The organism is Kocuria sp. CNJ-770, assembly GCF_001942375.1.
Lineage (GTDB): Bacteria > Actinomycetota > Actinomycetes > Actinomycetales > Micrococcaceae > Kocuria > Kocuria oceani.
In genome coordinates, this window is record NZ_MKJW01000088.1 from 1 (window position 1) to 14,129 (window position 14,129).

At 72.6% G+C, this 14,129-nt stretch carries 7 protein-coding genes, 1 tRNA gene and 3 pseudogenes; 10 read left to right on the top strand and 1 reads right to left on the bottom strand.

The window, feature by feature from the left end:
- Positions 1 to 101: 101 nt before the first annotated feature.
- The 9 genes and pseudogenes from BJF77_RS07900 to BJF77_RS07935 all read left to right on the top strand — a co-directional run bounded on the left by BJF77_RS07900 (position 102) and on the right by BJF77_RS07935 (position 13,076).
- Complete coding sequence (locus BJF77_RS07900) at positions 102 to 365, top strand: HGxxPAAW family protein (RefSeq protein ID WP_047803953.1); 264 nt, start codon at positions 102 to 104, stop codon at positions 363 to 365.
- Between the two features lie 317 nt (positions 366 to 682).
- Positions 683 to 1,276 (top strand): annotated as a pseudogene (locus BJF77_RS21550) (indole-3-glycerol-phosphate synthase); the annotation flags it as partial.
- A 108-nt stretch (positions 1,277 to 1,384) separates the two neighbouring features.
- Positions 1,385 to 2,637, top strand: a pseudogene (gene trpB, locus BJF77_RS21555) (tryptophan synthase subunit beta).
- A gap of 56 nt (positions 2,638 to 2,693) precedes the next feature.
- A pseudogene (gene trpA, locus BJF77_RS07910) lies at positions 2,694 to 3,483 on the top strand (tryptophan synthase subunit alpha).
- A gap of 75 nt (positions 3,484 to 3,558) precedes the next feature.
- Entirely contained in the window at positions 3,559 to 4,443 is an 885-nt protein-coding gene (gene lgt, locus BJF77_RS07915) for a prolipoprotein diacylglyceryl transferase (protein ID WP_047803955.1), read from the top strand.
- A 302-nt stretch (positions 4,444 to 4,745) separates the two neighbouring features.
- The gene (gene gltB, locus BJF77_RS07920; RefSeq protein ID WP_255396181.1) at positions 4,746 to 9,416 is read left to right on the top strand and encodes a glutamate synthase large subunit; all 4,671 of its coding nucleotides are present in this window, start codon (positions 4,746 to 4,748) and stop codon (positions 9,414 to 9,416) included.
- Positions 9,409 to 10,872, top strand: a complete 1,464-nt coding sequence (locus BJF77_RS07925) for a glutamate synthase subunit beta (protein ID WP_047803956.1) — start codon at positions 9,409 to 9,411, stop codon at positions 10,870 to 10,872. The genes gltB and BJF77_RS07925 overlap by 8 nt, the downstream gene beginning before the upstream one ends.
- Before the next feature lie 258 nt (positions 10,873 to 11,130).
- Positions 11,131 to 12,609 (top strand): pyruvate kinase, encoded by a 1,479-nt coding sequence (pyk, locus tag BJF77_RS07930; RefSeq protein WP_047803957.1) that lies wholly within the window; start codon positions 11,131 to 11,133, stop codon positions 12,607 to 12,609.
- A complete protein-coding gene (locus tag BJF77_RS07935; RefSeq protein ID WP_238986058.1) occupies positions 12,594 to 13,076 on the top strand; it encodes a PaaI family thioesterase in 483 nt (160 codons plus the stop codon). The genes pyk and BJF77_RS07935 overlap by 16 nt, the downstream gene beginning before the upstream one ends.
- Before the next feature lie 80 nt (positions 13,077 to 13,156).
- On the opposite strand, the gene BJF77_RS07940 is transcribed toward BJF77_RS07935, so the two are convergent.
- A tRNA-Leu gene (locus BJF77_RS07940) sits at positions 13,157 to 13,236 on the bottom strand.
- Positions 13,237 to 13,505: 269 nt separating this feature from the next.
- Here BJF77_RS07940 and BJF77_RS07945 point away from each other — a divergent pair.
- Complete coding sequence (locus BJF77_RS07945) at positions 13,506 to 14,081, top strand: ANTAR domain-containing response regulator (RefSeq protein ID WP_047803981.1); 576 nt, start codon at positions 13,506 to 13,508, stop codon at positions 14,079 to 14,081.
- Positions 14,082 to 14,129: the final 48 nt, after the last annotated feature.

Below are 14,129 nucleotides of genomic sequence, written 5' to 3' on the forward strand. Positions count from 1 at the left end.
TGGCACAATGGAGCGAGACAGACTGTCAGCAACCGCCGCGCCCGCCGGGCCCGGCGAGCGGGGCCGGCCGGCCCCGGCAGGGAAATCGGGAGTGCAGGAACATGGCAAACGGCAACGAGATCGTCCTCGACCACACGGGCTTCGTGGGGCACGGCAACACCCTGGCCGCCTGGGTGACCATCGGCATCATGTCCGTGGGCGTCATCGTCGGCGTCGTGGGCTTCACCGTGGGCAACACCCCCGTGCTGATCGTCGGCATCGGCCTCGTGGTCGTCGGCCTGATCGCCGGGGCCGTGCTCCGCTCCATGGGCCACGGAGCCGGCTCCGAGCAGCGCAAGCACGAGGCCCGCAACCACCAGAGCTGAGCCGGCGCCGGCAGGGCCCGGCCCCGCGCAGCACCGGCCACGGCCGGGCGCTCCCCCAGGGTCCGGCCTCCCGGCGCGGCCGGGTCACCGGCCCGGTCCCCGCAGCACGCAGAGAGGCGGCCGCCGCCGCCGAGAGGACAGGAATCCATGTCGCAACAGAGCACCGGGACGGTCCTGGACGCCATCATCGAGGGCGTCCGCGCCGACCTGGCCGAGCGCCGGGAGCGTGTCGGCCTCGACGAGCTCCGCGCCGCCGCCGCCCAGCGGCGCCGGCGCTGGACGCCGAGTCCGCGCTGCGCGGGCCGAGCGCGGACGCCGTGCAGATCATCGCCGAGGTCAAGCGCTCCAGCCCGTCCAAGGGCGCCCTGGCCCCGATCGCCGACCCCGCCCTGCTCGCCGCCGGCTACGAGCGCGGCGGGGCCTCCGTCATCTCCGTGCTCACCGAGCAGCGCCGCTTCAACGGCTCCCTGGCCGACCTCGACGCCGTGCGGGCGGCCGTGGGGGTGCCGGTGCTGCGCAAGGACTTCACGGTCGACGAGTACCAGATCTGGGAGGCGCGGGCGCACGGCGCCGACCTGGTGCTGCTGATCGTGGCCGCCCTCACCGACGAGCAGCTGCGCCGCTTCCTGGACCTCACCCACGAGCTGGGCATGCACGCCCTCGTGGAGACGCACACCCCCGAGGAGATCGAGCGCGCCGTGGCGGTGGGCGCCCGCATCGTGGGCGTGAACGTGCGCAACCTCAAGACGCTCGACACCGACGTCGAGACCTTCGGCCGGATGGCCGGCCTGCTGCCGCAGGACGCGGTGCTCGTGGCCGAGTCCGGGGTGGAGGGCGAGGAGCAGGTCGAGTTGTACGCCTCCCACGGGGCGAAGGCCGTGCTGGTCGGCGAGGCGCTCGTGCGCAGCGCCGACGCCGCGGCCGCCATCGCCGGCTACCGCACCGCCGGTGCCGCGGCCCGTGCCCGCCGGCACGTCCCGGACGCCGAGGCCGAGTCCGTCGCCGCGCGGGCCGCGTCGCTGCGCGAGGCCCCGGGCCCCTACTTCGGGGACTTCGGCGGGCGCTGGATGCCCGAGTCCCTGGTCGCCGCCCTCGACGAGCTGACGGACACCTTCGACAAGGCCAAGGCGGACCCCGAGTTCACCGCGGAGTTCCTGCGGCTCTCCCGCGACTACTCCGGGCGCCCCTCCCTGCTCACCGAGGCCCACCGCTTCGGCGCCGAGGCCGGGTGCCGGGTCTTCCTCAAGCGCGAGGACCTCAACCACACGGGCTCGCACAAGATCAACAACGTGCTCGGCCAGGCCCTGCTCGCCCGCCGGATGGGCAAGACCCGGCTGATCGCCGAGACCGGCGCCGGTCAGCACGGGGTCGCCTCCGCGACCGCGGCCGCGCTGTTCGGGATGGAGTGCGTGGTGTACATGGGGGAGGAGGACACCCGTCGGCAGGCCCTCAACGTGGCCCGGATGGAGCTGCTCGGCGCCACCGTGGTGCCCGTGACCAACGGCTCCCGCACGCTCAAGGACGCCATCAACGAGGCCCTGCGGGACTGGGTCGCCTCCGTCGAGCACACCCACTACCTTTTGGGCACCGCGGCCGGCCCCTACCCGTTCCCCGCGATGGTGCGCTACTTCCACGAGCAGATCGGGGAGGAGGCCCGCGCCCAGGTCCTGGACCGGGCCGGGCGCCTGCCGGACGCGGTGGCGGCCTGCGTGGGCGGCGGCTCCAACGCCATCGGCATCTTCCACGGCTTCCTGGACGACCCCTCCGTGGAGCTCTACGGCCTCGAGGCCGGCGGGGACGGCGTGGAGACCGGCCGGCACGCGGCCACCATCTCCCTGGCCGGCCCGGGGTGCTGCACGGCGCCAGGACGTACCTGATGCAGGACGAGGACGGACAGACCCTGGAGTCCCACTCCATCTCCGCCGGGCTCGACTACCCGGCCGTCGGCCCGGAGCACTCCTACCTGCACGACATCGGGCGGGCCCGCTACGAGGCGATCAACGACACCGAGGCGATGCAGGCGTTCCAGCTGCTGTGCCGCACCGAGGGCATCATCCCCGCGATCGAGACGTCCCACGCCCTCGCCGGGGCGCTGAAGATCGGCCGGCGCTGGGTCGAGGAGCTCGGCGCGGAGGCCGCCGCCGAGAAGATCATCGTCGTCTCCCTCTCCGGGCGCGGCGACAAGGACGTGGCCACGGCCGCGGAATGGTTCGGGATGCTCCCGGACGACAGCGCCGAGGCGGAGCTCGGCGAGAAGGGCGAGCGACTGTGAGCACCACCCACCCCGGCGCCGGCGCCGACCTGGCCTCCCGCATCCTGCCCCCCGGCCTGGGCAGCAACCCCGACTCCCGGCTCACCGCACGCCTCGCGGCCTGCCGGGAGCAGGGCCGGCCCGCGCTCGTGGGCTACCTCCCCGCGGGCTTCCCCACGGTCGAGGAGTCCGTGGAGGCGGCGGTAGCCTGGGCCGCAACGGCGCGGACGTCATCGAGATCGGCATCCCCTACTCGGACCCGGTCATGGACGGGCCCGTCATCCAGCACGCGACGACGACGGCCCTGGCCAACGGCTTCCGGGTCGCCGACGTCTTCCGCGTGGTCCGCGCGGTCGCCGAGCGCACCGACGCGGTGCCGGTGGTGATGACCTACTGGAACCCCGTCCTGCAGATGGGCGTGGACACCTTCGCCGAGCGGCTGGCCGAGGCCGGGGGAGCGGGGATCATCACCCCGGACCTGATCCCGGACGAGGCCGCCGAGTGGTTCGCCGCCTCCCAGGCGCACGGCCTGGACCGGGTCTTCCTGGCCGCCCCCTCCTCCTCGCGCGAGCGCCTGGACCTCGTGGCCAAGGCGCCAGCGGCTTCGTCTACGCCGTCTCCGTGATGGGCGTGACCGGGGCCCGGGACGCGGTCTCCGACGTCGCCGAGCAGCTGGTGGCCGACACCCGCGCCGCCGGCGCCCAGCACGTGTGCGTCGGGCTGGGCGTCTCCCGCCGGGCCCACGTGGAGGAGATCGGGGCCTACGCGGACGGGGTCATCGTGGGCACCGCCCTCGTGAAGGCCCTGGCCGACGGCGGCCCCGAGGCCGTGGGCGCCCTGGCCCGGGAACTGGCGGGTCTGGCCTGATAGCGTGACGGGGCGGAGCGGCCCGGACCGGGTCCCCGCCCCTCCCCACGTCCCGACGAGCCGAGGCCCCATCCCATGCTGCTGAGCGCCGCTTCCCCCGTCCTGCTGAGCGTCCCCGTCCGGGCCGGCATCCCCTCCCCGGACTGGTCGGGCTTCTCGCTGGGCCCGCTGACGGTGCACGCCTACGCCCTGTGCATCCTCGCCGGGATCGCCGCGGCCATGTGGCTGACCCTGCGCCGCTGGAAGGACCGCGGCCTGGACCCGGAGATCGTGTGGGACGTCGTGATGTGGGCGGTGCCCGCCGGGATCGTCGGCGCCCGGGCCTACCACGTGCTGATCACCGACCCGGCGGGATACTTCGGCCCGGGGGCGGACCCCGTGGATGCGCTGCGGATCTGGGAGGGCGGGCTCGGCATCATGGGCGCGGTGGCCTTCGGCGCGGCCGCCGCGTGGTGGGTGTGCCGGCGGCACGGGGTCTCCCTGGCCGTGTTCGCCGACGCCGCGGCCCCGGGGCTGCTCCTCGCCCAGGCGATCGGGCGCTGGGGCAACTGGTTCAACCAGGAGCTCTTCGGCCGGCCCACGACCCTGCCGTGGGGTCTGGAGATCGACCCGGCCGGCGCCAACTTCCCCGCCGGGCTGCCCGCCGACACCCTCTTCCACCCCACGTTCCTCTACGAGTCCCTGTGGAACCTGGCCGGCGTGGTGCTGCTGCTGGCCCTGGACCGGCGGTTCCGCCTGGACGGGGGCCGGCTGTTCGCCCTGTACCTGGTCCACTACGGGATCGGCCGGATGCTGATCGAGCTGTTCCTGCGGATCGACCCCTCCCTGATGGTGCTGGGGCTGCGGGTGCACGTGTGGACCTCGCTGGGCCTGGTGCTGCTGGGACTGGTGCTGTTCGCGGCGGTCACCGTGCGCCGCCGGAGGGCCCGGGACGGCGCCGCGCAGGCGGCCCGGACCTGATGCCCCGGATCAGCCCCGCAATACCACGGAGGGTCCGGGAGTTTTCAGACTTGTAACATCGGAGTGCTAGATTTCATTGGCGCACGACCGGGGACGGGCCAACCACGCCTTCCGCTCCTGCGCACGCCAGAGCGTCCAACGTCGGACCTTCCTGGAACGGGGCCCTTCCGCCGACCGGCACCACCTCGACCACCGCTCGAGGACGCCGGCGGCAGCTCACGAACCGGCGGCACCTCCCGACCGGAGCTCTGCTGCGGGGGCCGCTCCTGCTGACCACATCTCATGGTGAGGAGACGTCTGTCATGACTTCTACCCCCGCCGGCACCCCCGGTGACAATTCCGACCAGCACGGCACGGACCCCCGTCCGGCCGACCCGGCCGAGATCGCCGAGGACCAGGCGACGTCGCCGTTCGAGCAGTTCTCGAACGCGCCCGCGGAGCAGGGCCTCTACCACCCGGACGAGGAGAAGGACGCGTGCGGGCTCGCCGTGGTCGCGACCCTCAACGGCGCCCCCAGCCACGAGATCGTCGACGCCGCCCTGACCGCCCTGCGCAACCTGGAGCACCGCGGTGCCGTGGGCGGGGACGAGGGCACCGGGGACGGCGCCGGGCTGCTCACCCAGCTGCCCGACGCGTTCTTCCGGGCGGTCGTGGACTTCGAGCTGCCGCCCCTGGGCGGCTACGCCGTGGGCACCGCGTTCCTGCCGCACGGCGGGGCGCACGCGGACAAGATCCAGGCCGCGCTCGAGGAGATCGCCGCCTCGGAGGAGCTGCAGGTCCTGGGCTGGCGCCCGGTCCCCGTCGCCGAGTCCGTGGTGGGCCGCTCCGCGCGCGAGGTCATGCCCTGGTTCCTCCAGCTCTTCGTGGCCGAGCCGGCCCCCGCGCCCGAGGACGAGGCCGCCCGCCGCCGCCTGGACCAGAAGGCCTTCCGGCTGCGCAAGCGCGCCCAGAACAAGGCCGGCGTGTACTTCCCCTCCCTGTCCTCGCGCACCATCGTCTACAAGGGCATGCTGACCACCCAGCAGCTGGAGCCGTTCTACCCGGACCTGGCCGACGAGCGGTTCGCCACCGAGCTCGCGATCGTGCACTCGCGCTTCTCCACCAACACGTTCCCCTCCTGGCCGCTGGCCCAGCCCATGCGCACCCTGGCGCACAACGGCGAGATCAACACCGTGAAGGGCAACCGCAACTGGATGCGCGCCCGCCAGTCGCAGCTGAAGTCCCCGCTGCTGGGCCGCAGCCCCGAGGAGCTGTTCCCGATCTGCTCCGAAGGCGCCTCCGACTCGCAGTCCCTCGACGAGGTGGCCGAGCTGCTGGTGCTCTCCGGCCGGCCCGTCACCCAGGCCATGATGATGATGATCCCGGAGGCCTGGGAGAACCACGAGACCATGGACCCGGCCCGCAAGGCGTTCTACCGCTACCACGCCTCCTTCATGGAGCCGTGGGACGGCCCCGCCGCGGTCGCCTTCACCGACGGCGTGCAGGTCGGCTCGTTGCTGGACCGCAACGGCCTGCGCCCGGGCCGGTTCTGGGTCACCGACGACGGGCTCGTCGTGCTGGCCTCCGAGGTCGGCGTCGTCGACATCGGCGACCGCAAGGTCGTGCGCAAGGGCCGGGTGTCCCCGGGCACGATGTTCCTCGTCGACACCGCCCGCGGGCGGATCGTCGAGGACGCCGAGATCAAGGCCGAGATCGCCTCCGCGGCGCCGTGGGAGGAGTGGGCCGACGGCAACATCGTCGACATCACCGACCTGCCCGAGCGCGAGCACATGGTCCACCCGCGCTCCTCGATCACCCTGCGCCAGAAGACCTTCGGGTACACGCAGGAGGAGCTGAAGATGATCGTGGGCCCGATGGCGGCCAAGGGCGCCGAGCCCATCTACGCCATGGGCACCGACACCCCGATCGCCGTGCTCTCGGAGCAGTCCCGGACGCTGTTCGACTACTTCGTGCAGTCCTTCGCGCAGGTCACCAACCCGCCGCTGGACGCGATCCGCGAGGAGCTGGTCACCAGCCTGCGCGGCTCCGTCGGGCCCTCCGGCAACCTGCTGACCACCGAGCGGGTGCGCACCCGCCAGATCGCCCTGGACTTCCCGGTCATCGACAACGACCAGCTGGACCAGTTCCTGCACATCGAGGGCGAGGACGGGATGCCCGCCGCCCTGAAGGTGCGCGGCCTGTACCGGCCCGACGGCGGGGCCGAGTCCCTGCGCGCCCGGATCGCCGAGATCTGCGAGAAGGTCTCCGCGGCCGTGGCCCGCGGCGTGGAGTACGTCATCGTCTCGGACCGCGACTCCAACGGCGCGTGGGCACCCATCCCCTCGCTGCTGCTGACCTCCGCGGTGCACCACCACCTGCTGCGCTCGGCCACCCGCACCAAGGTGGCGCTGATCGTGGAGGCCGGCGACGTCCGCGAGGTCCACCACGTGGCGCTGCTCATCGGCTACGGGGCGTCCGCGGTGAACCCGTACCTGGCGATGGAGTCCGCCGAGGAGCTCGTCCGCTCGGGCGACCTGACCGGGATCACCACCGAGCACGCCGTGCAGAACCTGATCAAGGCCCTGGGCAAGGGCGTGCAGAAGATCATGTCCAAGATGGGCATCTCCACGGTGTCCTCCTACTGCGGCGCCCAGGTCTTCGAGGCCCTCGGCCTGTCCCGGGAGCTGGTGGACGACTACTTCACCGGCACCCACACCCAGATCGGCGGCATCGGCCTCGGCGTCATCGCCGAGGAGACCGCCTCCCGCCACCGCCGGGCCTACCCCGCGGACGGCGTGACCGAGCCCTACCGCGACCTCGAGACCGGTGGGGAGTACGACTGGCGCCGCGACGGCCCGCCGCACCTGTTCAACCCGCAGACCGTCTTCCGGCTCCAGCACGCCACCCGCAGCGGCCGCTACGACATCTTCAAGTCCTACACGAAGCTCGTGGACGACCAGACCAAGAAGCTGCTGACCCTGCGCGGGCTGCTCGGCTTCTCCTCGGACCGCCGGCCGGTGCCGCTGGAGGAGGTCGAGCCGGTCAGCTCGATCGTCAAGCGCTTCCAGACCGGTGCGATGAGCTACGGCTCCATCTCCCAGGAGGCGCACGAGACGCTGGCGATCGCCATGAACCGGCTCGGCGCCAAGTCCAACACCGGCGAGGGCGGCGAGGACGTCGAGCGGCTGCTCGACCCGGAGCGCCGCTCGGCGATCAAGCAGGTCGCCTCCGGCCGCTTCGGCGTCACGAGCCTGTACCTCACGAACGCCGACGACATCCAGATCAAGATGGCCCAGGGCGCCAAGCCCGGCGAGGGCGGCCAGCTCATGGCCCAGAAGCTCTACCCCTGGATCGCCCGGACGCGCCACTCCACCCCCGGGGTGTCGCTGATCTCCCCGCCGCCGCACCACGACATCTACTCGATCGAGGACCTGGCGCAGCTGATCTACGACCTCAAGCGCTCCAACCCGCGGGCCCGGGTGCACGTGAAGCTGGTCTCGGAGATCGGCATCGGCACCGTGGCCTCCGGGGTCACCAAGGCCAAGGCCGACGTGGTGCTCGTCTCCGGGCACGACGGCGGCACCGGCGCGGCCCCGCTGAACTCGCTCAAGCACGCCGGCGCCCCCTGGGAGCTCGGCCTCGCCGAGACCCAGCAGACGCTGATGCTCAACGGGCTGCGGGACCGGGTGGTCGTCCAGGCGGACGGGCAGATGAAGACCGGGCGCGACGTGGTGATCGCGGCGCTGCTCGGGGCGGAGGAGTTCGGCTTCGCCACGGCCCCGCTGATCGTCGAGGGCTGCATCATGATGCGCAAGTGCCACCTGGACACCTGCCCGGTGGGCGTGGCCACGCAGAACCCGGAGCTGCGCCGGCGCTTCACCGGCAAGGCCGAGCACGTGGTCAACTTCTTCGAGTTCATCGCCGAGGAGGTCCGGGAGTACCTGGCCCAGCTCGGGTTCCGCTCGATCGAGGAGGCCGTCGGGCACGCCGAGGTCCTGGAGACCAAGGCCGCGATCGACCACTGGAAGGCCCACGGGCTGGACCTGTCCCCGATCCTGCACTCCACGGTGCTCGAGCACCGCGGCGCCGCCGTGCGCAACATGCGCGGCCAGGACCACGAGCTGGAGAAGCACTTCGACAACGAGCTGATCCGCCTGTCCCGGGCCGCCCTGGAGAAGCGGGAGCCCGTCCGGATCCAGCAGCACATCATCAACACCGACCGGGCGGTGGGCACGATGCTCGGGCACGTGGTGACCCGCACCTTCGGCACGGACGAGCTCGCCCACGACACCATCGACGTGACGCTCACCGGCCAGGCCGGGCAGTCGCTCGGCGCGTTCCTGCCGCAGGGCATCACCCTGCGACTGGAGGGCGACGCCAACGACTACACCGGCAAGGGCCTCTCGGGCGGGCGGATCATCGTGCGCCCCGAGCGGGACGCCGTGTTCGAGGCCTCGGAGAACGTCATCGCCGGCAACGTGATCGGCTACGGCGCCACGGGCGGGGAGATCTTCCTGCGCGGCACCGTGGGCGAGCGATTCCTGGTGCGCAACTCCGGGGCCACCGCGGTGGTCGAGGGCATCGGGGACCACGGCTGCGAGTACATGACCGGCGGCACCGCCCTGGTGCTGGGCCGCACCGGGCGCAACTTCGGCGCCGGCATGTCCGGCGGCGTCGCCTACGTCATCGACCTGGCCGAGACCTCCGTCAACAAGCAGGCCCGGGACAGCGGCGAGCTCCAGCTGCTGCCGCTGGACGAGGCCGACGCCGAGGCGGTGCTCGCGCTGATCACGAAGCACGGCGAGGAGACCGGCTCCGAGCTCTCGGACCGGCTGCTGGCCGATCCGGTGGCCACGCTGGGCCGGTTCACCAAGGTCCTGCCGCGGGAGTACGCCGCGGTGCAGGGCATCCGCGAAGAGGCCGCGACCCGGGGGCAGGACCCCGACGGCGACGAGGCCTGGCACAAGATCCTGGAGGTGACGACCCGTGGCTGATCCGCGCGGTTTTCTGAAGGTGACCGAGCGCGTCGACCGCCCCAAGCGGCCGGTGCCGGTCCGGATCATGGACTGGAAGGAGGTCCAGGAGGCCCAGGACCGGGGGGTGCTGCAGAAGCAGGCCGGCCGGTGCATGGACTGCGGCATCCCCTTCTGCCACGAGGGCTGCCCCCTGGGCAACCTGATCCCGGAGTGGAACGACCTGGTGTGGCGCGGGCTCGACGCCGAGGCGGTCGAGCGCATGCACGCCACCAACAACTTCCCGGAGTTCACCGGGCGGGTCTGCCCGGCCCCGTGCGAGTCCTCGTGCGTGCTCGGGATCAACCAGCCGGCGGTGACCATCAAGCAGATCGAGTACTCGATCGGCGAGATGGGCTTCGACGAGGGCATCATCAAGCCGTTCGTCCCGCAGCGGCTGGTCGGCAAGACCGTGGCGGTCGTGGGCTCCGGGCCCGGCGGGCTCGCGGCGGCCCAGCAGCTGACCCAGGCCGGGTTCACCGTCGCCGTCTACGAGCGCGACGACCGGATCGGCGGGCTGCTGCGCTACGGCATCCCCGACTTCAAGATGGAGAAGGAGGTCCTGGACCGCCGCCTGGACGTCATGCGCGCCGAGGGCACCCGCTTCCGCCCGGGCGTGGAGATCGGCAAGGACATCACCTGGGACCAGCTCAAGCGCCGCTACGACGCGGTCGTGGTCGCCACCGGCGCCACCCTCCCGCGCGACCTGACGATCCCGGGCCGCGACCTCGAGGGCGTGCACTTCGCGATGGACTACCTGGTGCAGGCCAACCGCGTGGTGGCCGGCGACGAGGTCGAGGGGCAGATCTCGGCGCGGGGCAAGCACGTCATCGTGCTCGGCGGCGGCGACACCGGCTCCGACTGCATCGGCACCGCCAACCGCCAGGGCGCCGCCTCGATCACGTCCCTGGCGATCGGGCGCAAGCCCGCCGCGGACCGCTCCGACGCCGACCCGTGGCCGATGATGCCGAGGGTCTTCGAGGTCTCCACCTCCCACGAGGAGGGCGGCGAGCGGACCTACCTGGCCTCGACCGTGGAGTTCGTGGGTGAGAACGGGAAGCTGACCGGGCTGAAGGTCGCCGAGACCGAGTACCTGCCCGACGGCCGCCGCGCCCCGAAGCAGGGCACGGAGAAGGTCCTGCCCGCGGACCTGGTGTTCCTGGCGCTGGGCTTCACCGGCAACGAGTCCGAGGACATCACCGCGCAGATCGGCGCGGAGCTGGACGGGCGGACCAACGTGGCCCGCGACGACCAGTACATGACCAACGTGGACGGGGTGTTCTCCTGCGGCGACGCGGGCCGGGGCCAGTCCCTGGTGGTCTGGGCAATCGCCGAGGGCCGGGCCTGCGCGGCCGCCGTCGAGCGCCACCTCCTGGGCTCCACCCGGCTGCCGGCGCCGGTGGCCCCCACGGACCGGGCCATCGACCTCAGCATGTAGGGCCCACGGCCCGGACCACGGCGCGGCCCGCACCCCCACCCGGGGTGCGGGCCGCGCCTCCTCGTCGGCGGACGGGTGCCGGGGGAGCGGCGGCCTCGACACCACGTGCCGCGTTGGTAGGCTGGGAAGGACCTCCCCGCTCCGGGGCAGGACAACCAGGCAGAGCGGCCGGGAGCTCCGCCGCGCCCGCGCGGCGTCCCGGTCGTTCTTTCTTGTGCGTCCACCCGCGGTGGCACCCCACAACCCAAGGCGGCACACATGCGACGAGCAAAGATCGTGGCCACGATCGGCCCGGCCATCTCCTCCTACGAGAACCTCTCCCAGGCGATCCGGTCCGGCATGAACGTGGCCCGGCTCAACATGAGCCACGGCGACCACTCCGTCCACGACGCGTCCTACGAGAACCTGCGCCGGGCCTCCGAGGACCTCGGGCAGACCGTCGCGATCCTCGCGGACCTGCAGGGCCCCAAGATCCGGCTCGGCCGCTTCGCCGACGGCCCCCACGAGCTGCTGCCCGGCGACGAGTTCTCCATCACGGTCGAGGACGTGGAGGGCACCGCGGAGCTGTGCTCCACCACCCACAAGGGCCTGCCCGGCGACGTGAACGTGGGCGACCCCCTGCTCATCGACGACGGCCGGGTCGCCCTGCGCGCCACCGCCGTCTCGGACACCACCGTGACCGCCGAGGTGGTCGTGGGCGGGCCGGTCTCCAACAACAAGGGCATCAACCTGCCCGGCGTGGCCGTGAACGTCCCCGCGCTGTCCGACAAGGACGAGGACGACCTGCGCTGGGCCCTGCGCCGCGGCGTGGACCTGATCGCCCTGTCCTTCGTGCGCGACGCCAAGGACATCGTGCGGGTGCACGAGATCATGGACGAGGAGGGCCGCCGCCTGCCCGTGATCGCCAAGATCGAGAAGCCCCAGGCGGTGGACTCCCTGCACGAGATCATCGACGCGTTCGACGGCATCATGGTCGCCCGCGGCGACCTCGGCGTGGAGCTGCCGCTGGAGCAGGTGCCGATCGTGCAGAAGCGCGCCATCGAGCTCGCCCGGCGCTGGGCCAAGCCGGTGATCGTCGCCACCCAGGTGCTCGAGTCGATGATCGACAGCCCGCGCCCCACCCGTGCGGAGGCCTCCGACTGCGCCAACGCGGTGCTCGACGGCGCGGACGCCGTGATGCTCTCCGGGGAGACCTCGGTGGGCAAGTACCCGATCGAGACCATCCAGACCATGGCCCGGATCATCGAGGCCACCGAGTCCCAGGCGCTCGAGCGCGTCCCGGCGCTGGGCACGGAGCCGCGCACCCGCGGCGGCGCGGTGACCCGCGCGGCGGTCACGATCGCCCGGCAGCTCGACGTCAGCTACATCTGCACCTTCACCCAGTCCGGGGACTCCGCCCGCCGGCTCTCCCGGCTGCGCCCGCCGCACCCGATCCTGGCGTTCACCCCCGAGCCGCTGGTGACCGCCCTGATGTCCCTGCTGTGGGGCGTCCAGCCGATCCAGGTCGCGAAGGTCGACCACACGGACGACATGACCCGGCAGGTGGACCTCCACCTGCAGGAGCAGGGCCTGGCCGGGGAGGACGACCTCGTGGTGATCTGCGCCGGCTCGCCCCCCGGGGTCGCCGGCACCACCAACCTCGTGAAGGTGCACCGGGTGGGCGACGTCAAGGACGCCGGCGAGCTGCTGAGCGGCCAGCGGCGGCGTGAGCGCGTGGGGCCGTGGCGGGAGTCCTGAGCGGGCGCCTCGACCCGGAGGAGCACGCCCGGGATCTCCGTGCCCACGGAGTGCCCGAGGAGCTGCACGCGGGGTTCCCCGGGCACGGGATCGGCGGTCTCGCCCGGGCGATGGGCATCCGGTTCACGGAGCTCACGCCCGGGCGCGCGGTCGCCACGATGCCGGTGGAGCCGAACACCCAGCCCGGCGGGATCCTGCACGGCGGGGCGCACTGCGTCCTGGCCGAGACCCTGGCCTCCTCGGCCGCGAGCGTGCACGCCGGCCCGGAGCGCTTCGCGGTGGGGGTCGACATCAACGCGACGCACCAGCGCGGGATCGCCGCCGGGACGGTGACCGGGACCTGCACGGCGCTGCACCTGGGCGCCACGATGACCGTGCACGAGGTCGTCATGACCGACGAGCAGGGGCGGCGGCTGTCCACGGCCCGGGTCACCAACCTGCTGCGCGAGCGTCCCGCCGGGGCCTGAGCGAGGACCGCGCGGGAACCGGCGCGGGACCGGCGGTCCGGGGCGCGAAAAAACCCCGGACCGCCGGTCCGGGGTGCTCGTGCCCAAGGTGGGACTCGAACCCACACTCCGAGGAACCGCATTTTGAGTGCGGCGCGTCTGCCAGTTCCGCCACTTGGGCCCGTGGTCGCAGTCCCCGCGGCCCCGTGGAGGGGCCGCTCCTGCGCTCGACCAGCGTACAACAGTTATAGGCTGGGACCGATCGGACGGCACGTGCCGTGCCGGGCGGCCCCGGGCCACCCGTGCACCCGGAGTCCGCGGTCCCGCCCGCCGCGGGACCGCCCCACCAGCAGGCAAGGAGTCAGCGTGACGGAGCAGCCGAAACCCGCCCCGGCGGAGGAGCCCGAGGACCGGGACAGCGCCCTTCCCGAGGAGGACGCCGGGACGTCCCTGCGCCCGCCCCGCCGGGTGGTGGTGGCCGAGGACGAGACCCTCATCCGCCTCGACATCGTGGAGATGCTCGGGGAGGCCGGCTACGACGTGGTGGCCGAGGCCGACAACGGCCAGCGCGCCGTCGAGCTGGCGCGCGAGCATCGCCCGGACCTGGTCCTGATGGACGTGAAGATGCCGGTCCTGGACGGGATCACGGCCGCCGAGCAGATCGCCTCGGAGCGGATCGCCCCGGTGGTCCTGCTGACGGCCTTCAGCCAGCGCGAGCTCGTCGAGCGGGCCCGCGAGGCCGGCGCGATGGCCTACGTGGTCAAGCCGTTCACCGTCGACGACGTGGTGCCGGCGATCGAGATCGCGATCTCGCGCTTCGAGGAGATCGCGGCGCTGGAGCGCGAGGTCTCCGACATGAAGGAGCAGTTCGCCACCCGCAAGCTCGTGGAGCGGGCGAAGTCCCTGCTGACCACCAAGATGGGGCTGACCGAGCCCGAGGCCTTCCGCTGGATCCAGAAGACCTCGATGGACCGGCGGCTGTCCATGCGCGAGGTCGCCGAGGCGATCATCAACCAGGTCGCCTGAGCGGCACGCTGCGGTACACGGAGCCCGTCCGGCCCGGGCCCTAGGATG